Origin of the sequence: Kribbella sp. NBC_00889 (assembly GCF_045207705.1) — a bacterium.
In the GTDB taxonomy this organism is placed as follows: Bacteria; Actinomycetota; Actinomycetes; order Propionibacteriales; family Kribbellaceae; genus Kribbella.
In genome coordinates, this window is the sequence record NZ_CP108783.1 from 3,817,724 (window position 1) to 3,835,962 (window position 18,239).

General features: G+C 68.6%; 13 protein-coding genes and 2 pseudogenes. 8 read left to right on the plus strand and 7 right to left on the minus strand.

Features of this window, described 5'->3' with window-relative positions; all coding sequences use genetic code 11:
• The first annotated feature begins 14 nt into the window (after positions 1–14).
• Both OG817_RS18620 and OG817_RS18625 read left to right on the plus strand, forming a co-directional pair.
• Positions 15–1,772 (plus strand): hypothetical protein, encoded by a 1,758-nt coding sequence (locus OG817_RS18620; protein WP_406056292.1) that lies wholly within the window; start codon positions 15–17, stop codon positions 1,770–1,772.
• Positions 1,769–2,806 (plus strand): annotated as a pseudogene (locus OG817_RS18625) (acyltransferase family protein); the annotation flags it as partial. The gene OG817_RS18620 and the pseudogene OG817_RS18625, both read left to right, overlap by 4 nt.
• Positions 2,807–2,832: 26 nt before the next feature.
• Here OG817_RS18625 and OG817_RS18630 read toward each other — a convergent pair.
• Together OG817_RS18630 and OG817_RS18635 are read right to left on the minus strand one after the other, a co-directional pair.
• Positions 2,833–6,954 (minus strand): alpha-(1->3)-arabinofuranosyltransferase, encoded by a 4,122-nt coding sequence (locus OG817_RS18630; RefSeq protein ID WP_406056294.1) that lies wholly within the window; start codon positions 6,952–6,954, stop codon positions 2,833–2,835.
• The gene (locus tag OG817_RS18635) at positions 6,951–7,706 is read right to left on the minus strand and encodes a class I SAM-dependent methyltransferase (RefSeq protein WP_406056296.1); all 756 of its coding nucleotides are present in this window, start codon (positions 7,704–7,706) and stop codon (positions 6,951–6,953) included. The genes OG817_RS18630 and OG817_RS18635 overlap by 4 nt, the downstream gene beginning before the upstream one ends.
• 108 nt (positions 7,707–7,814) lie before the next feature.
• Here OG817_RS18635 and OG817_RS18640 point away from each other — a divergent pair, with 108 nt between their 5' ends.
• A complete protein-coding gene (locus tag OG817_RS18640) occupies positions 7,815–8,999 on the plus strand; it encodes a glycosyltransferase family 4 protein (RefSeq protein WP_406056298.1) in 1,185 nt (394 codons plus the stop codon).
• Here the strand turns inward: OG817_RS18640 and OG817_RS18645 are convergent.
• Positions 8,953–9,051, minus strand: a pseudogene (locus tag OG817_RS18645) (DUF2613 family protein); the annotation flags it as partial. The gene OG817_RS18640 and the pseudogene OG817_RS18645 sit on opposite strands and share 47 nt — an antisense overlap.
• The gene (locus tag OG817_RS18650; protein WP_406056300.1) at positions 9,039–10,739 is read right to left on the minus strand and encodes a hypothetical protein; all 1,701 of its coding nucleotides are present in this window, start codon (positions 10,737–10,739) and stop codon (positions 9,039–9,041) included. The pseudogene OG817_RS18645 and the gene OG817_RS18650, both read right to left, overlap by 13 nt.
• 43 nt (positions 10,740–10,782) lie before the next feature.
• On the opposite strand from OG817_RS18650, the gene OG817_RS18655 reads away from it, so the two are divergent.
• Positions 10,783–12,048: a polysaccharide biosynthesis protein gene (locus OG817_RS18655; protein WP_406056302.1), complete on the plus strand. Its 1,266-nt coding sequence runs from the start codon at positions 10,783–10,785 to the stop codon at positions 12,046–12,048.
• Here OG817_RS18655 and OG817_RS18660 read toward each other — a convergent pair whose 3' ends face one another.
• Positions 12,049–12,270 (minus strand): hypothetical protein, encoded by a 222-nt coding sequence (locus tag OG817_RS18660; protein ID WP_406056304.1) that lies wholly within the window; start codon positions 12,268–12,270, stop codon positions 12,049–12,051. It abuts the gene before it with no gap.
• Positions 12,271–12,357: 87 nt separating this feature from the next.
• Between OG817_RS18660 and OG817_RS18665 the strand changes: the two genes are divergently transcribed.
• Together OG817_RS18665 and OG817_RS18670 are read left to right on the plus strand one after the other, a co-directional pair.
• Positions 12,358–12,891, plus strand: coding sequence for an NUDIX hydrolase (locus OG817_RS18665; protein ID WP_406056306.1), 534 nt, complete (start codon positions 12,358–12,360; stop codon positions 12,889–12,891).
• A gap of 212 nt (positions 12,892–13,103) precedes the next feature.
• A complete protein-coding gene (locus OG817_RS18670; protein ID WP_406056308.1) occupies positions 13,104–13,418 on the plus strand; it encodes a hypothetical protein in 315 nt (104 codons plus the stop codon).
• Between the two features lie 76 nt (positions 13,419–13,494).
• Here OG817_RS18670 and polA read toward each other — a convergent pair whose 3' ends face one another.
• The gene (polA, locus tag OG817_RS18675; RefSeq protein ID WP_396390757.1) at positions 13,495–16,206 is read right to left on the minus strand and encodes a DNA polymerase I; all 2,712 of its coding nucleotides are present in this window, start codon (positions 16,204–16,206) and stop codon (positions 13,495–13,497) included.
• A gap of 114 nt (positions 16,207–16,320) precedes the next feature.
• On the opposite strand from polA, the gene OG817_RS18680 reads away from it, so the two are divergent.
• Positions 16,321–16,710 carry a hotdog fold thioesterase gene (locus tag OG817_RS18680; RefSeq protein ID WP_396390756.1) on the plus strand — a complete coding sequence of 130 codons (390 nt, stop codon included), beginning with the start codon at positions 16,321–16,323 and terminating at the stop codon, positions 16,708–16,710.
• Here OG817_RS18680 and OG817_RS18685 read toward each other — a convergent pair.
• Entirely contained in the window at positions 16,673–17,320 is a 648-nt protein-coding gene (locus OG817_RS18685; protein WP_360452921.1) for a GNAT family N-acetyltransferase, read from the minus strand. The two genes, OG817_RS18680 and OG817_RS18685, sit on opposite strands and share 38 nt — an antisense overlap.
• Positions 17,321–17,445: 125 nt before the next feature.
• On the opposite strand from OG817_RS18685, the gene OG817_RS18690 reads away from it, so the two are divergent.
• Positions 17,446–18,186, plus strand: coding sequence for a DUF554 domain-containing protein (locus OG817_RS18690; RefSeq protein ID WP_406056310.1), 741 nt, complete (start codon positions 17,446–17,448; stop codon positions 18,184–18,186).
• Positions 18,187–18,239: the final 53 nt, after the last annotated feature.

Here is an 18,239-nt window from a genome sequence, read left to right on the forward strand (position 1 = left end):
TATAGTCGCGCCGCATGAGGGGGATCTGGACACTGCCGGAGGCACCGAAGTCATCGGTTCTCCGGGGTCTCGTGGTGGCTGTCGCGGTGGTGCAGTCGGTGGTCCTCGGGCTGCTCGCGCGCCGTGGTTCGTGGCTGAGCGACGACCTCGACTTCCTGGTCCAGGGCAGTCGCGGATTCGCGCCGGCCGAACTGCTGACGCCGGTGAACGACCACATCGCGCCGGGCCTGCGGTTCGTCTACGCGATCTTCGCGAAGGTCGCGCCACTCAACCACGACTTCACCGTCGGGTGGCGGACGGTGATGCAGGCGATCGCGATCACGCTGATGGGCCTGCTGCTTGTGCGCCTCCTCGGATCGAACTGGTGGGTGCTCCTCGGCACCCTGTTCTACGCGCTCACCCCGCTGAGCATGCCGTCGTTCATGTCGCTGTCGAGCGGCGTGAACAACCTGTCCGCGCACGTCTTCGGCTTGCTGTTGCTGCACGCAACCATCGACTGGTACGACGGCCGGCGGCGCGCCCTCGTCTACGGCCCGCTCGCGCTGCTGATCTCGCTGGCCTGCTGGGAGAAGTCCGGGCTGATCCTGGTCACGGCCATTGCCCTGGCCCTCTATCTTCGCGAGCAGCCGATCCGCGTCTGGCTCCGCAGGACCTGGCCCTTCGCTGCCGCTCTCGCCGTTTCGATCGTTGCCTTCGGCACTCTCTATCTGGCCCGCGGCAACCCGTCCCGCGGCGGCCTCCCGTCTGCCGGGAAGCTGCTGGAACTCACGGGCCGCGGCTTCGAGGTGCCGGTCTCCGCAGTGGTGGGCGGACCCTGGACTTGGGCTCCGACGGGACAGCCTCTGAGCCTTGCAGGTCCGCCGGTCGCGGCGGTTGTGCTCGGTGGGCTGGTGGCCGGTCTGCTCCTCGTGGTCGCCTTTCGCCACGACCGCCGAGCGCTGCTGCTGTGGGCCTCGGTGGCCGGCTATGTCCTGGTGACCGTGGTGCTGGTGGCCTACGGACGGTTCACGGGATTCGGCTCGGTGTTCACCGTGCACTACCACTACTGGTCCGATCTCTCGATCCCGTTGACTTTGGCCGTCGTCCTGTCGGCGTCCACGGTGCGGATCGCCGTACCTGCCGTCGGGTTGGCCTGTTTGCTCGTCGGAGTGGTTGTGTCGGACGTCGGGTTCGCCGGTCCGTGGGGCAGGAATCCGGCCAAGTCCTACTTCGCGACGGTCGCGGCGGACCTGGATCGGATCGGACCGAACGTGAACCTGTGGGACACCTCGATGCCACAACCGATCGGCACCGCATTGATGTCCGACCCCAGATTGTCTCCAGTACTGCGGATGGCAGGGAAGCAGTTCCGGGTGCAGGCGGCGGGTAGCGAGCCGCTGTTGGTGGACGACACCGGACACATCCGGCCGGCGCCATTCGCGGTATGGTCGCGCGGCGAGCCGGCAACCCGAGGGAACTCGTTCTGCAATCTGCTCGTGCACGGCACCGAGCCACTGACCATCCGGCTGACGCCGACGCAGAACGAGATCGCGACCGCCGAGTGGTTCATCAAGGCGGCGTACTTCTCCAACCGCGAGAACCAGGTGTCCGTCGAGCTACTCGATGCGGACGGCAACGTCACCGCACTCCCGGCCGCCGACTGGCCGGCCGGTGTTGGGAGCATGTACCTCGGCCCGTCGCGGCGGATCGGAGCCACCGAGGTTCGGCTACGCTCCTCCGATCCCGCGACGAACCTCTGCGTGGAGAACCTCGAGATCGGACTGCCCAGATGAATCGAACGCGCTTCCCGGCGCTGGACGGGTTGCGGGCGATCGGTGCGCTCGCGGTGCTGACCACGCATGTCGGGTTTCACTCCGGCGCCTCGCTCAACGGGCCGTTCGCCGGTCTGCTGGCGCGGCTCGACGTCGGGGTAGCGATCTTCTTCGCGATCTCCGGGTTCCTGCTGTACCGGCCGCACGTGGTCGCGTGGTTCGACGGCACACTGCCACCACTCACGTTGCCGTACCTACGCAATCGCGCACTGCGGATCCTGCCGGCGCTGTGGCTCGCCGTACTGCTCGCCGCGTTCCTGGTGCCGCGCAAGGACGGCGTGGGCTGGGCGACGTACCTCCAGCACGCGTCGCTCACCCAGATCTACTTCGACGGACCGGCCGCGGACGGACTCACGCAGCTGTGGAGTCTGGCGACCGAGGTGGCGTTCTACCTCCTGCTGCCGGCGCTGGCGAAGCTGCTGACCGGGTACGAGCGTCCGACCCGGCGCAGTGTCCGCTGGCGCCTCGTCGTACTGGGTGTCCTCACTGTGCTCAGCCCGATCTGGATGGCCTCCATCAACGCGACCGACCACCCCCGCGCCGGCCTCTGGCTCCCTGGGTACGTCGGTTGGTTCGCGGTCGGCATGGGGTTCGCACTGTGGCAGGTGGCGCGCAGCAGCGGTCGACTCGAGCCGTCCACGCTCGACACACTCGCGAAGATCCCCGGCACCATCTGGGCCGCCGCAGGTGCGCTGCTGGTCATCGCTGCCAGCCCGCTGGCCGGCCCGTACGGTCTCTCGCCGTCCACGCCAGGTCAGGCGTTCCTGAAGAGCCTGCTCTACACCGGGATCGCCGCGTGCGTCCTGTTCCCGGCTCTGAACCCGACAGCCAGGACGGTCCGCATCCTCGGAGGCAAGGCCGGCCACATCGCCGGAGACATCTCGTACGGCGTCTTCGTGTACCACCTGATCGTGCTGAGCGTGGTCGAGCGGATCAGCGGGTACGAGATGTTCAGCGGCAGGTTCGCGCTGCTGTTCTTCCCGACGCTGGTGGTGTCCGTCGGCGTCGCGGCCGCGAGCTACTACGGGATGGAGCGGCCCATCATGCGCCTGGGCAGGCGGGACAAGGAGTACGACGTCTCACCAGTCGGCCGGGACAAGAGCGCCAGCGCACAGGCGAACAAGGTCGATGTCTGGACCACTCCTGACGTCAGTCCCGCTCCCCCGTCCGGCCACGGCTGAACCGCCGCGACCAGCGCGCCGACCGCCACCGCAGCAGCCACCACTCCGATCGCCACCCGCGGCGACAGGAACCACGAGCACAGCGCAGCGACCGCCACCGCGACCAGTCCGATCCAGCCGGACATGAACCACCCCGCCGCCAGGCCACCTGCGAGCGCGACCCATGGCCCGACATCGCGGCCTTCGCGGAGTCGATGACCGGAGTGCCTCGACCGGCGCCGAAAGAAGACCGCGAGCGCGACCACCGACAGGAGTGCGACCAGACCGACCAGCAAACCGGCGCGGTAAAGACGGTCCGGCATGAACCGCGCGGTGACGACCTGCTCGGGCCCTTCGGGCAGAATCCATCCCTGCTGCCAGCCACCGATCCGGATCGGCGTCAGCTTGCGGCCGCTGCTGTCGTACGCTTCCCAGCCTTCGTTGTAGTTCTGCGCGACGGTCAGCACCGACTGCTCGTCGGCGGCCGGCACCTCGATGCTCAGCTCGGCCGGATTGGGCCGCCAGACGTCCACGCCCTGCACCGGCGTCTTGGACACGTTGCCGAAGCCCGCCCTGGTCAGCGTCGTCTCGGTCGGCACGAACCCACCACCGGCCAGTACGTCGACGTTGTGGCGTCCGGACTGCAGTGGGACCATGCTGTCCTTGCCACACGTCGAGAACGTCACCGGACGCCGCTGCAGCAGGTCCCGCACGGTCGCCTTCACCTGCGTGTCGGCCGGTACGCCGTCCACGCGAAGACCCGGGCCGTAACCGCAGTACACGCCGGTCTGGCCGTCCAGGTCGAGTGCCTTGCGCAGATCGTCGGCGCCGAGCACGCGAACTTCGGCGACGCCGACAGGTGCCGTCCGCGCGTAGCCGGTCGCGGAGTCGAAGTCCGTCATCGGTCTGGTGGCGGTGAACGTCAGCTCGACTGTTCGTGCGCTCCGTGCGGCAAAGCGCAGGTAGCCCTCCGGATCCACCGTGCCCTTCGCCGGTGGGCCACCGTCGAAGCGCAGCGACACCTCGGTCGGCTGCGAGGCGGTCAGGTAGGGATCGGAGAGGAACTGCAGTCCGCTGATGCTTCTTGCCTCAGGCAACTTCAACGTGAGCGCCGGGTGCTGGTCGGACGGGTCCGCGACCCAGCCGGTGCCCAGGTCACGATCCACCGCGGCGCCGGGACGTCCCTCCGGAGCCGTGACCGCTCGGGAGGTCGCCGACGCCGTGATGGCGCCCGGCACAGTCAGCAGACCTTCGAGCGTGGCACCGCCCTTCGGTAGCGCCGTCCCCTGCAGCTGGTACGACGCGGCTTGCGGAAGGTCGATGCTGCGCAGTAGTCCGGTCGGTTCCTCGGAGTCCTTGGCCACTTCCTGTCGGCACAGCGGACGCGTGGCAACGTGCAGGCACGCAGAGCGGCCGATCTGCTGGTTCCTGAACACCAGTGCGCTCGGCTGACGGTCGTCCGACGGCACACTGAGCCGACTGACCGGGAGCATGCCGGGCAACGAGACCTCGGCGATCGATACGCCGTTCGGGTTCTTGCCGTCGGTCACACCCACACTGAGCCGCAACCGCTTGGTCTGGCCGGGCGGGGCCGGAACGCTCTGCGGATCGGTCGACCCCGACACCACTGAGGTCAGTGAGCCCGCGTCCGTGTCCACCTGCAACGTGCGGACAGGCTCGGTGGTCGGCGGCGCCAGCGAGAACTGCACCTTCAGACCGTCGACATTGCGAGGGGACGCGAACGTCACCTCGAGCCACTCGCCACTGCTCCGGCCGAACGTCCCGGAGATCCAGCGACTCGACGGATCACCGTCCACCGCTGCGAACGGCCCGTTGCCCGGCCCGGTCCGCAGCGTCGCGTCCGCATCCGCCGCCGAGGACGACGCCCGTACGTCGACGATGCCGCCGCCCCACGTCCGCGTCGTGACCGGTGCCGCCGGGTCAACGTCGTACCCGAGGGTGCGGCGGCCCTGGCGGCCTGCCTCCGACGCGGTCAGCACGGGCGAGTAGTTCTCCGCGGGACGACCGACCGAGACCTCACGGCGTTGCATGCCATCGGTCTGGATCAGGGGGAGCCCGGTCAGTCGACCGGCCGCGTCAGAACTCGTCACCGCGTTGCGATCGCCGCCGAGCGCGGTCAGTGCGGCCGGCACGTCCTCGGCCGCGCTTCGGACCTCCACAAGCTGCGACTTCGGGATCAGCCGCCCTGGACTCGTGGCGCCGACGTCATAGATCTCCACGCTCGGGTACGGGAGCCGGGTGTGTCCGTCGAGCGTGACGCCGGGCTGTTCGATCGTGCTACCAGTGCCCGGACCGAAGAACGCGACGCGGTCGATGCCGGACTCGTCCAAGGTCTCGTGGACGACCGGCGTCGGTGTCACCTGGGCGTCGTACCGCAGGTCGTTGCGGACGACGACGTACCGGACTCCGGCCCGGGTCAGTGCCTGCTTCAGGGTCTTGTCGCCGACCCCCGAGCCGAGTCGGCGTTCCACCTCGTCCAGCCAGCGCGTCGTACCGGCAGAGCCGAGCGGTACGGCGTCTCGCACAGCCAGGGGGCGTTTCAGCAAGGCCTGGAACGGCTCGTCTTTCGTCGATCCCCAGGTGAAGTCGGCGAACGATGCGGCAGGCACCACGAGGACACTGCCCTTCGTGGTCTGGTCGTCGAGCCACGCCGCCGCCTCACGCCAGTGAGCGGGGATGGCGTCGTACCCCTCGCGTCTGGGTAGCTGGCCGAAGATGGCCGGCGCCGCCACCGACACGATCAGGCAGGCGACCAGCACCGGCACCACGCGGCGATGAATCCCCCGGACGGTCGTCCACTCGGTGAGTCTGCTCAGCGAGTGCGCAGCGGCGAGTGCGAGCGGCAGACGGACGACCAACTCGAACTTGTGCGTGTTGCGAAGTGCTGCGAGCGGTCCGTCGAGCAGGTCCTGGATCTGGGGTGCCAGTGGCGAGCCGGCCGTACCTGCATGGCCGAGCGTCACGAGCAGCAGCCCGACGACGAGTGCGAGCCGCAGGAAGCCGCGGTGCTTGAGCGAGCCCATCGCCAAGCCTGCCAGGCCGAGCAGCGCGACGACCGCGGTGATCAGGATGAGCGTCGGCTGGGTGACGTACAACCACCCGGCCGGCCAAGTCGGTCCGTCGGCGCCGGACAGGAAGTTGAGCCACTGCGACGTACCGCGGAAGGACTCGAAGACGCTGGCGGTGCCGGTGGTGACTCCGGCGTCCTCGATCCAGTCGAGGAACGGCGGGCTGTACCGGCCGAGCAGCAGGAGCGGTACGAGCCACCAGATCGACACGGCGACCACACAGCCGAGCCAACCGAGCATCACCTTCACCGTCGACCGGTCCAGGCGGCGGGTGATCAGCCACAACGCAGGCAGTACGAGCGTGGCAGCAGTGGCGACGGCGTTGACTCCACCGACCAGTGCGAACGCGACCGCGGACCAGCCGACCCGCCACCAGCCGGAGCGGGCCCGTGGTGTGACGAGTGGGAGCAGTACCCAGGGAGCCATGGCGATCGGCCACACCTCGATCGAGGTGATCGACACCTCGCCGAGCATTCGGGGGCTCAGTGCGTAGAGCAGTGCGACCGCGAAACGGGTCCACGGCACGCCGTACTCGAGGGCGTTGCACAGCTTCCACACACCGAGGAAGGCGACGCACAGCACCACCGACCACCACAGCCGTTGCGTCACCCAGTCCGGCACCGACAGCGAGTCGAGCAGCCAGTGGAACGGACCCATCGGCAGCAGGTAGCCGTACGCCTGGTTCTGCAACTGCCCGAACGCGCCCTGCGGATCCCACAGGTGCAGTGCACGAACGAGGAAGCCACCGGGACTGGCGGTCAGGTCCAGCTTGGTGTCCGGCACGATCTTGCCCGGCGCCTGGTGGAAGCACAGGGCGATCAGGACCAGGCAGCCCAGCACGAGCCTCGCTCGCCAGACCACCTGCTCGGAACTACCGGCCTTCAGTCTCCTCATCGCCGCCGGAGCACCAGGACGAGGTTCCACGTGACGACCTCGCGTACTCCGGGGACGGCGAGTACGCCGTACGCCCAGCGCGGGTGATACCTCGGCACCGCCGCCACGAGCTCGGCCGCGGTGCAGCTGCGTGCCCACCGCAGTCCGGCGGCGACGCTGATCGGGAAGAGCGATTCACCGAACTTGTTCTTCGGCCGGTGACCCACTCGGCGTTCGTACCGACGGGCTGCCCGGTCTCCGCCGAGGTAGTGCCAGGGCGCTGTCTCGTGACCGCCGTGCGGACCCCACCAACCGGTGTACGACAGGAAGACCGTGCCGCCGGGCCGAGTGACTCGGACCAGTTCGTCAGCCATCAGCCAGGGGTCCGGCACGTGTTCCAGCACGTTGGACGAGAAGCAGACGTCGACTGTGGCGTCTGCGACGGGTAGGGCCATGCCGCTGCCGAGGACTGTGCCTGGTACGGGTTCACCCCGGCCGCTCAGCTCGCCCAGGTCGGAGTCGATCGCGTAGTACGTCGCACCGGCCGCGCGGAACGCGTCGGCGAAGTAGCCCGGTCCACCACCTACGTCGAGCATCAGTGCGCCCCGCAGATCGGCGTACTGGCCGACCTGTCCGACCGAGTCCGCGGCAAGCGTTCCGTAGAAGCGATCCGGGTCCGTCTGCTCCACGCCGAACGCCCGGAACAGCCGGACCGCACGACCGAGATCGGCCGTCCAGTCCTCGGTTCCGGTGGCATTCGTGATCACTGGCACAGGCGGGACATTAACGGATCTCGCGAGGTCTGGCGGACATCGTTACTCCTTGGTAACGTCCCCGCCCATTACCTCGGGGGAGGTGACCGGAGGGGTGGGGTTGACGAGGTGCGTGCTCAGAGCGTGCTGATGCTGAACTGGCGGGACACGACGAACCCTGAGGGCGGAGGCTCTGAACGCTATGTGGAGGAGGTGGCGAGAGGCCTTGCCGCATTGGGCTGGTCGGTGACGGTGCTGTGCGCGGCGTACCCGGGAGGTCCGCGTGAAGCACGTCGCCACGACGTGCGGTACCTGTACCGCGGTACCAAGGTCACCGTGTATCTGCGCGGTCTCCTGCACACCTGGCTGCACCGCCCGGACCGCGTGGTGGACGTGCAGAACGGACTGCCATTCTTTACCCGCCTCGTACGTCGTACCGGCGTCGTCGTCCTCGTGCATCACGTGCACCAGGAGCAGTGGCAGGTGGTGTACCCGGGCTGGCGTGGCCGGCTCGGATGGTGGCTGGAATCGCGCGTGGCCCCACAGCTGTACGACGACTGCCGGTACGTGACCGTGTCGTCGGCCTCACGCGACGAGCTCGCCGGACTGGGGGTTGCCGACATCACCGTGATCCACAATGGCACCGATCCGGCGCCAACACGACAGCGACCGCGGGGCGACGTACCGACAGTGGTCTGCGTCGGGCGCATCGTTCCGCACAAGCAACTCGAGCACGCCGTCGACGCGATCGCCGAAGCACGAAAGGTGCTGCCGGACGCGCGCCTGGTCGTCGTCGGCTCGGGCTGGTGGGAGGACTCACTGCGCGAGTACGTCGAGCAGCGCGGCCTGCAGGCGGCGGTCGATTTCACCGGACACGTGAGCGAGGACGACAAGCACGCGGCGTACGACGAGGCCTGGGTGCTGGCATTGCCGAGCCTCAAGGAGGGCTGGGGTCTGGTCGTCGGCGAGGCCGCGGGTCACGGCGTACCGACGGTGGCCTATCGGAGCGCGGGCGGTCCGACGGAGTCCGTGCACGACCGAGTCACCGGCATCCTGGTCGACACCCCGGACGAGTTCAGTACGGCGATCACCCTGCTGCTGCAGGACACCGAGCTTCGGCGACGGTTGTCGGACGGTGCGGTCGCAGGTGCGGACAACTTCACCTGGTGCGCGGCCGCACTGTCCTTCGACCGGCTGCTGTCTACTTCGTGCCGTAGCCGACGATCGGTACGTCGGCCTGCCCCTGAGGCTGTCCGGCCGGCGGTGCCGGGTCCTCCTGCACCGACTGCACCACCCCGACAACCGTGGTGGTAGCAACCGCCAGCCCGGCGAGTACGGCGAGTGCCGCACCGATCAGTGATCCCATGAACTGTGTCCCCTCCCGGTCAAGTGAACCGAAGAGTAACAACGCCGGACCGCCGAGACCAGAGCGGCGATCAAGGTCATCCCCGCAGCCGCCCAGGCAGCCAGTACGACGATGGTCCGCCAGAGCGCATGGGGTCGCGCAGCAGGCGCTCCGGCGAGCCGGTACACCGTCACGGTCGGGCCGGAGAACTCCTCGGTCAGTCCGGGCATGAGGCTGGGTGGAGTCGGTCCACCCGCCTCACGATCGACGATCAGCCAACCGACACCTTGCCGCAGCAGCGCGGGCGTCGGATCCGTCCTGTCGCGCACGGCCGACCGGATCGCGGTGGCCACCTCGCGCGCACTCGGATCCTCACCGGCTAATCGGTGGCCCCCGACGATCAACTCGTCCGGGACGATCGAGGGCTGCGCGAAGTACCGCGGCATCGGATCGAGCAACGGGCGCCGCCCGTTCCAGGACGGTGCCCGATAGGACTCGAAGGGCCAGGGGACGAACCGCCCCGTGACGGCCTGCTGTGCCTGCTCCCAATCGGCCGGGTAGTGCGACACCTTCAGCCCCCCGCCGCCGGAGAGGGCCGGCAGCGCGGCGATCGGCAGCAGTATCGCGGTGATGCCGACGATTCGGTACAGGCGAACGTGCTCCAGGGCGACGGCCAGCGCGACACCGAAGCCGATGGACTCGAGCAGGGCGAGCGGTCCGAGATAACGCTGGCCGTCACGGAACAGGCCGGCGCCGGGGACGTGAGCGACAACCTGAGCAAAGGCTCCGGACGCGACCACACCGGCCAGCCCGAGGAGCAGTGCGATCACCGCCGCCACGACCAGAGCCCTCGCCACCGGGTCCTGTCGCCACCACAACACGACACCGATCACGGAGGCGACCAGCAGGACGAACGCGAAGATGACCGGCAGCAGATCTCCCCGGTTGCCCGGCACAACATCTGCGTTCCAGATCCCACCCAAGGTGAGAAGAGTGGGCAGCACTCCCCCGTAGCCCTCGTTGCGGGCCGCGAACGAGGTGACCGAATCCGGGTCGGTGGTCGCGTTGCCGGTGTGCGCGAGGCCCGCCATCAGCCAGGGTGCGTTCAGCAGGACTGCCGCGCCCAACGGCCACAACGACTTCACCCGTGGCCGCCACAGCAGGATCAAGCCACCGACGAGCAGTCCGGTGATTCCACCGGACGCCGTGAGCGCACAGCCGGCGGATGCGAGCACGAAGCCCGGCCATCCCTCTCCCCTGCGCAGTCGCAGCGCGGATCGCACCAGCCACGGCAGAGCGGCGTACCCGAGGAGGAGCGCCCAGGCGCCGAGGCGGAGTCGTTCGGCGACGAACGGGTTCCACATGTAGAGGGTGGCGGCCGCGGCACCGGGCAGTGCACCGCCCAGCCGGAGCTCACGCCAGAGTGCGGTCATGCCGAGACCGGAGAGTAGCGGGATGGCTACCAGCACGAGCTTGTTGAGCACCTGGCCGCCGGTGAGCTCGTCCAGGACGGCGACCAGCACGTCCGACGGGACTGCCCGCGGCATGGCCGTTGTGACACCGAACAGGTCAAGCCGTACCGTGAGGTCCGGCACGAACACCATGTCGTAGCCAACGATGTAGCCCGGAGCGAGCAGCGGAGCAGTGATCAACAGGGTGAGCAGGACAGGCCACAACCAGGGCAGGACGCGCAGTGCACGTTCTGACATGACCACTTCCCCACCCAACGGTTGCGACCTGAGGCAGTAGAGCATGAGTTCAGACACCACTCCGGAGCAAGAGCCCATGGCACCCCGGTTGGCATTCCTGCGCGGCGCCACGGTCGTTGCCGTCGGCATGGCCATCATGAACGTCGCCGCCTACGGTTTCACGATCCTCGGCTCCCGCCGGCTCACGCCGGAGGAGTTCGGCGCCATCACCGCCCTGCTCGGGCTGCTGCTGATCGGCAACGTCGCCTCGCTCGGTCTGCAGGCGACCGGCGCCCGGATGATCGCCACCCACACCGATGACAGCACAGCGTCCCTGGCCGACGCGCTGGTCAAGGCAGGTCGCCGCGGAGCACTCGGACTGACCGCGGTCCTGCTCGTGGCCACCCCGCTGTTCATGTGGCTGCTGCACATCGACTCCGTCCTCCCAGTCCTGTTGCTCGCACCGACACTCGGCTGCCTCACGCTGATGGGCTCGGAGCTCGGCGTACTGCAGGGCAGCAAACGCTGGACCGAACTCGCAGCTGTCTACACCGCGGTCGGTGTGGGTCGCCTGGTACTCGGTGGCGGTGCGCTGCTGATCCACCCATCGCTCGACTCGGCGATGATCGGTCTGACCCTGGGTGCCGCCGTACCGACCCTGCTGGGCGCCTTCCTGCTGCGTGGATCGTCCGGTGCGACGTCCGAGCACATCAAGGAGGTACTGCGGGGGACGGTGCACGGCACGCACACGCTGCTGGCGTTCTTCGTCATGGCGAACGCGGACGTGTTGCTGGCCCGGGCGCTCCTCGACGGCACGGACAGCGGGTACTACGCGGCCGGTGTCATCGTGGCGAAGGCCTGTCTGTTCCTGCCGCAGTTCGTCATCGTGGTCGTGTTCCCGACACTGGCCAGCTCCCCGGGCGACACCGTGCGGCTGCGCCGCGCGATCCAGGCCGTCGCCGCGCTCGGGTTCTGCACGGTGATCGGCACCCTGCTGCTGCCGGATCTGGTGGTGGCGATCATCGGCGGCGAGGAGAAGTACGCGCCGCTCGGCCCGTACACCTGGCTGTTCGCGATCTCCGGCTCGGCGTACGCCGTACTGCAACTCGTTGTCTATGCGGCGATCGCACAGCAGGAGAAGCGGGCCGCGCTGCTGATCTGGGTCGGTCTCGTCGTCCTCGTGCTCGCCGCCGGGATCGTGCTCGGAACCGGTATCGCGACCGGACTGAACGGCGTGCTGGTCCTCGTCGCGATGACCAGCACGTGTGCGTTGCTGTTGTCGGCCGGCCTGGCGGCAGGACTCCGCCGCCAGGCCTCCGACGCGAACTGATTACCAGAGGCTGGACTTGGCGAACCTCCGCGCGACGGTGTTCGCCAGCACCAGCAACGCGAGTCCGATCACGGATCGGAACAGACCGATCGCCGCGGCATAGCGGAACTGCGGCACCTGCGAGGTGAAGCCGAGCTTGTACACGTAGGTGTCGAGCACCTCCGACGTCTGCAGGTTCAGTGTGTTCTGCAACAGCAGGACCTTCTCGAACCCGACGGACATGATCCTGTCCGCGTCTTACGTGCAAGCGCTTTCCAACTGCGTGGCCGATCTCAGGTTCTTGCGACAGCGACCGATAGGGTCCTGGACATGACCACTCCCAAGTTCATCCTCGAACTGCGCGAGAAGATCGGGCACGACCTGCTCTGGCTCACCGGCATCACCGGTGTCGTGCTCGACGACACCGGTCAGGTCTTGCTGGTACGCCGGGCCGACAACGGACGCTGGAGTCTGGTCGCGGGCATTCTCGAGCCGGGTGAACAGCCCGCCGTCGGCCTGCTCCGCGAGATCGAGGAGGAGACCGCCGTCGAGGCAGCGATCGACCGTCTGGTCAGCATCGAGTCACTGCCGCCGTCCGGCTATCCGAACGGCGACCAGGTCCAGTTCCTCGACCTCTGCTTCCGCTGCCGGCCGCTCCGCGGGGAGCCGCGCGTCAACGACGACGAGTCCCTCGAGGTCCGCTGGTGGCCCCTGGACGATCTGCCGCCTCTGGCACCCCGCGAACTGACCTTGATCCAGCACGCCCTCTCCCCCGACCCGATGCCGATCTTCGCGACCGACCGGGCAACCGAATGGGCTACCGCCGAAGCGCCAGCTGAAGGTCGCGTAGCCACCGGTCGCTGATCGCCGGCTCCCGCGTCAACCGGTCGGCCAGCCGGCGCCGCACCTGCGCCGTACGCCCCGCCGCAACCACACGTACGGCTTGCGCCAGCGCGAACCGGGTGTCCTGGTCGCGCGGGGGACTCGCGGTCCGACCAGCGGGTCCGGCGGAACGACGCGGCCGTCTTGTGCTGGTAGTCGCCGAAGTATGACCACAGGCGGCCGTCGAGCGACACGTGCCGGATCGCCGCCGCCGGCAGCTCCGCGGCGAACGCGGCGTGCTGCTGCCAGCGCCAGGTGTTCGGGCTGGTCTTGGTCCGGGCCGTGATCCCGATGAACCGCAGCTGCCGCCGGATGACATCCCATTGTGCCCGGTCGTCGTCGATCCACCGGCGCAGTACGGCGTACAGGTTCCCGAACGTCGAGCCCTCGAAGACAAGGTCGACGAAGTACAGCTCACCGTCCGCGCACTGGGCCAGCACCCGGGCGGCGCACTCGATCAGGTCGTCGAGGAAGAACAGGCTCGGCTCCCCGACGTCGTCCAGCAATGAGCCGAGCTGATCCGGCCGGACCAGATCCCAGCGGAACGGCCGGTTCGGCTCGACCACCGAGGCCGACTCAGGACACTTAGTGGGCGGCCTCGTGCCAGGTGCGGCCGATGCCTATGGAGACGTCGAGAGGGACGGCCATGTCGACGGCGTGGCCCATGTCGCGGCGGACCAGCTCCTCGAGGGGCTCGCGCTCGCCCGGTGCGATCTCGAAGACGAGCTCGTCGTGCACCTGCAGCAGCATCCGCGACTTCAGGCCGGACTCGCGCAGCGACGCGTCCACCTTCAGCATCGCCATCTTGATCACATCCGCGGCCGAGCCCTGGATCGGCGCGTTCAGCGCCATCCGCTCGGCCATCTCCCGGCGCTGCCGGTTGTCGCTGGTCAGGTCGGGCAGGTAGCGCCGGCGGCCCAGGATCGTCTCGGTATAGCCGCTCTTGCCGGCGTCCAGCACGATGCTGCGCAGATAGTCGCGGACGCCACCGAAGCGCTCGAAGTACTCGTCCATCAGCCCGCGCGCCTCGTCCACACCGATCTTCAGCTGCTGGCTCAGCCCGTACGCCGACAGGCCGTAGGCGAGACCGTAGTTCATCGCCTTGATCTTGGCCCGCTGCTCCTGCGTCACCTCAGCGGTATCGACCGAGAACACCCGCGACGCCGTCACCGAGTGGAAGTCCATCCCGGAGTTGAACGCCGAGATCAGACCCTCGTCCGCCGACACGTGGGCCATGATCCGCATCTCGATCTGGCTGTAGTCGGCCGACATCAGCGACTCGTGCCCCGCACCGACGATGAAGGCCTGCCGGATCCGGCGGCCCTCCTCGGTCCGGATCGGGATGTTCTGCAGGTTCGGGTCGGTCGAGCTCAGGCGCCCGGTGGCCGCAATCGTCTGGTTGAACGTGGTGTGGATCCGCGCGTCCTTGGGGCTGATCGTCTTCAGCAGCCCTTCGACCGTCTGCCGCAGCCGGGTCGCGTCGCGGTGCGCCAGCAGGTACGCGAGGAACGGGTGCTCGGTCTTCTCGAACAGCGCCTGCAGCGAGTCCGCGTCTGTCGTGTAGCCGGTCTTGGTCCGCTTCGTCTTCGGCATCTGCAGCTCGTCGAACAGCACCACCTGCAGCTGTTTCGGCGAGCCGAGGTTGATCTCCTTGCCGATCACGTCGTACGCCGCCGTCGCGGCCTCCCGGACACCGGTGGCGAACCGCGCCTCCAGCTCCTCCAGGTACGGCCGGTCGACCGCGATGCCGTCGCGCTCCATGCTCGCGATCACGTCGATCAGCGGCAGCTCGACGTCCGCGAGCAGCGCCGTACCGGCCTGCTTGTCCAGCTCGGCATCGAGTGTGTCGGCCAGGTCGGCGATCGCGCGCGCCCGCAGCATCGTGTGGTCCGCGGCGGGGCCGCCCTCGATGTCGTCGAAGCTGAGCTGACCGTTGTCGGCCTCCTCGTTGCGCAGCTCGCGCTTGAGGTACCGAACGGTCAGATCGGCCAGGTCGTAGGATCGCTGGTCGGGACGGACCAGGTACGCACTGAGCTGCGTGTCCGAGCTCAGACCGGCCAGCGTCCAGCCGCGCTCCAGGAAGCCGAGCAGCGGACCGTTCGTGTCGTGCAGCGCCTTCGGCTGCTTCGGGTCGGCGAGCCAGGCCTGCCACGCGGCCTCGTCGTCCGGCGTGAGCGCGGTCGGGTCGAACCAGGCGGCCGCACCGGCCGTGGTCGCCAGCGCCAGGCCGGTGATCTCGCCGGTCCCGCGACCCCAGCTGCCCTGCACCGCGACGCCGACGCGCTCGCCGGTGTTCACGTTCTCCTTCAGCCAGGCGGCCACCTCGCCCGGCTTCAGCTGCACACCCTCCAGCTCGAACCCGTGGTCGACGGTCGCGTCGACCTCCTCGTGCTCGGCGACCAGCCGCTCGCGCAGCACCCGGAACTCCAGGCTGTCGAACAGCGTGTGCACCTTCTCGCGGTCCCACGGCACCCGGACCAGGTCGTCCACCGTGACGTCGAGGGTCAGGTCCCGGACCAATTCGTTGATCTGCCGGTTCCGGATCACGCCGGCCAGGTGCTCGCGCAGCGACTCACCGGCCTTGCCCTTGATCTCGTTCACCCGGTCGACCACGTCGTTCAGCGAGCCGAACTGGTTCAGCCACTTGGCCGCCGTCTTCGGGCCGACGCCGGGCACACCCGGCAGGTTGTCGCTCTGCTCCCCCACCAACGCGGCCAGATCCGGATACAGCTGCGGGGTGACGCCGTACTTCTCCTCGACCGCGGCCGGGTCCATCCGGGCGATCTCGGACACGCCACGCTTCGGGTAGAGCACCGTGACGTCGTCGCTGACCAGCTGGAACGCGTCCCGGTCACCGCTGCTGATCAGCACCTCGAAGCCCTGCTCGGAGGCCTGGGTGGCGAGCGTGGCGATCACGTCGTCGGCCTCCCAGCCGTCGATCTCCGTGGTCGGGATCCGCAGCGCCTCCAGCACCTCCTTGACCAGCGACACCTGTCCCTTGAACTCGTCCGGCGACTTCGACCGGCCCGCCTTGTACTCCGCGTACTGCTCGGAGCGGAAGGTCTTGCGGGATACGTCGAAGGCCACACAGATATGGGTGGGCTGCTCGTCGCGGAGCATGTTGATCAGCATCGAGGTGAACCCGTACACCGCGTTGGTGTGCTGCCCGGTGGTGGTGGAGAAGTTCTCCACCGGAAGCGCGTAGAACGCCCGGTACGCCAGCGAGTGCCCGTCCAGCAGCAGGATCCGCGGCCGGCCTGATGCGCCGGCCTGCGCAGATCCAGCGTCCTTGGTCATCGTCGAGGTGTTGGTTTCTGGAGCCACGTACCGACTCTAGTGGTTCCCACGGACAGTTCTGTCACAGCCGCGTAGTCTGCCCCTGTGACTGATCAAGTGGACCTCGGCCCGGGCATGGGCTTGGAAGGCACGCTCCTGCAGCTGATGGGAATCGTTGTCACCGAAGCCTCCCCGGAGCGGGTCGTGGCGACGATGCCGGTCAAGGGCAACACCCAGCCGTACGGGCTGCTCCACGGCGGCGCGTCCTGCGTGCTCGCCGAGAGCCTCGGCTCGATCGGCTCGGCCCTGCACGCGGCGACGTACGACAAGGTTGCGGTCGGCGTGGACATCAACGCCACCCACCACCGCGCGGTCCGCGAGGGCACGGTCACGGGCGTCGCGACCCCGATCTACCTCGGTCGCACGACCACGTCGTACGAGGTCGTGATCACCGACGACCGGGACAAGCGGGTCTGCACCGCGCGGCTCACGTGCCAGCTGATTCAGGCTCCGCCGGGTAAGTGACCTCGGCCGGTACGTCGACGTGCGCCACGTCGGCGGGCAGCGGACGGCCGAGCTGCGCGCGGCGGGCGATCACTGACCGTCGCGACGACAACAGGGCAAGCAGGTTCGGCGCGTGCTCGGCCGCGAGCCGACGGCGCACCGTGTGCGTGGTCGCATAGCGCAGTACGCCGGCCTGGGCCAACCCGAGCCGGGCGAGGAACCTGTTCGCCTCGCGGGCGATCGGGGGCGCGACCGCGGCAACGTGTGCGCAGTTCTCGTGCTCGGCCCACGCGGTCGCCTCGGCGATCAGCGCCTTGCCCAGTCCGTGCCGGCGGGCCTCGTCACTGACGTGCAGATACTCGACCGTCACCGTGAGGTCGTCGTGCAACGGGCTGATCGCGGTCCGGCGCAGATACGCCATGCCGTGGACGGCGCCGTCGAGCTCACCGACGAGGAGCCGGCCGAACGGATCGTCCAGATGCTTGCTGACAGCAACCTCGACCGCTGCCGGCGACGGCGCCGCCGGCAGCCGGGACGGATGACCGGCTCCGGTGGCCAGCTCGCGCCACAGCGCGACCAAGGCGGCGGCATCACCGCGTTGGGCGTCCCTCACCTCGATGGCTGATGCCACAGCGACCTCCTGCTTCGGTCCACCCCCGAGGTGAACGGGACGGCGGATACGCTCGTCCCCCGCGCAACAGTAGGCCCTTGCGGGTCACTTGCAAAGCTGCGCCCCGGGGTGATCGGAGACCAGATTTGTTCATCGGAATCGGCACTGTCGTGAACGTCGTGACGGTCATCGTCGGGTCAGTACTCGGCGTGCTCGTGGGCCACCGGCTCAGTCACCGAACGAGGGATCTGGTCACCGACGCGCTCGGTCTGGTCACGCTGCTGATCGCAATCAGCTCCGCACTCAAGGTGGGCGACGCGGTCCTCAGCGACGCGGTCGGTGACAGCGCGCCGATCCTGATCGTGCTGGGCGCGATGCTGATCGGCGGGATCACCGGCTCGCTGCTACGGATCGAGCTACGCCTGGAGGAGTTCGGGGCGTGGCTGCAGCACCGGTTCCGCCGTGCCGAGGGCGAGAGCACGTTCGTCGAGGGGTTCGTGACGGCCTCGATGGTGTTCTGCGTCGGGCCGCTGACGTTCCTGGGCGCGCTGTCCGACGGGCTCGGCCGGGGCGCGGACCAGCTGTACTTGAAGGCGGTGCTGGACGGGTTCGCCTCGATCGCGTTCGCCGCATCCCTCGGCTGGGGTGTGATGGCGTCTGCGCTCGTCGTCCTGGTGGTACAGGGGTTGATGACCGCGGTCGGCGCCGTACTCGGCGACGTACTCCCGGACGCGCACGTGACCGCACTCGGCGCGACCGGTGGCGTGATGCTGATCGGCGTGGCGCTGCGGTTGCTGAAGATCAAGCAGATCGCGGTCGCCGACCTGCTGCCCGCACTGATCGTCGCTCCCCTGCTGGTGCAACTGCTCGTGGCCATCCGCGACTGACCGCCTTTGGCTGGTTGACCCACGAGCGTGTGGGTTGCCACCCCGTACGAGGG

Bases quoted from the DNA above. Each gene is read 5' to 3' on its own strand.
- OG817_RS18620 (WP_406056292.1), top strand. From the start codon at position 15: ATGAGGGGGATCTGGACACTGCCGGAGGCACCGAAGTCATCGGTTCTC.
- OG817_RS18630 (WP_406056294.1), bottom strand. From the start codon at position 6,954: ATGAGGAGACTGAAGGCCGGTAGTTCCGAGCAGGTGGTCTGGCGAGCG.
- OG817_RS18650 (WP_406056300.1), bottom strand. From the start codon at position 10,739: ATGTCAGAACGTGCACTGCGCGTCCTGCCCTGGTTGTGGCCTGTCCTG.
- OG817_RS18655 (WP_406056302.1), top strand. From the start codon at position 10,783: ATGAGTTCAGACACCACTCCGGAGCAAGAGCCCATGGCACCCCGGTTG.
- OG817_RS18660 (WP_406056304.1), bottom strand. From the start codon at position 12,270: ATGTCCGTCGGGTTCGAGAAGGTCCTGCTGTTGCAGAACACACTGAAC.
- OG817_RS18665 (WP_406056306.1), top strand. From the start codon at position 12,358: ATGACCACTCCCAAGTTCATCCTCGAACTGCGCGAGAAGATCGGGCAC.
- polA (WP_396390757.1), bottom strand. From the start codon at position 16,206: ATGACCAAGGACGCTGGATCTGCGCAGGCCGGCGCATCAGGCCGGCCG.
- OG817_RS18680 (WP_396390756.1), top strand. From the start codon at position 16,321: ATGGGCTTGGAAGGCACGCTCCTGCAGCTGATGGGAATCGTTGTCACC.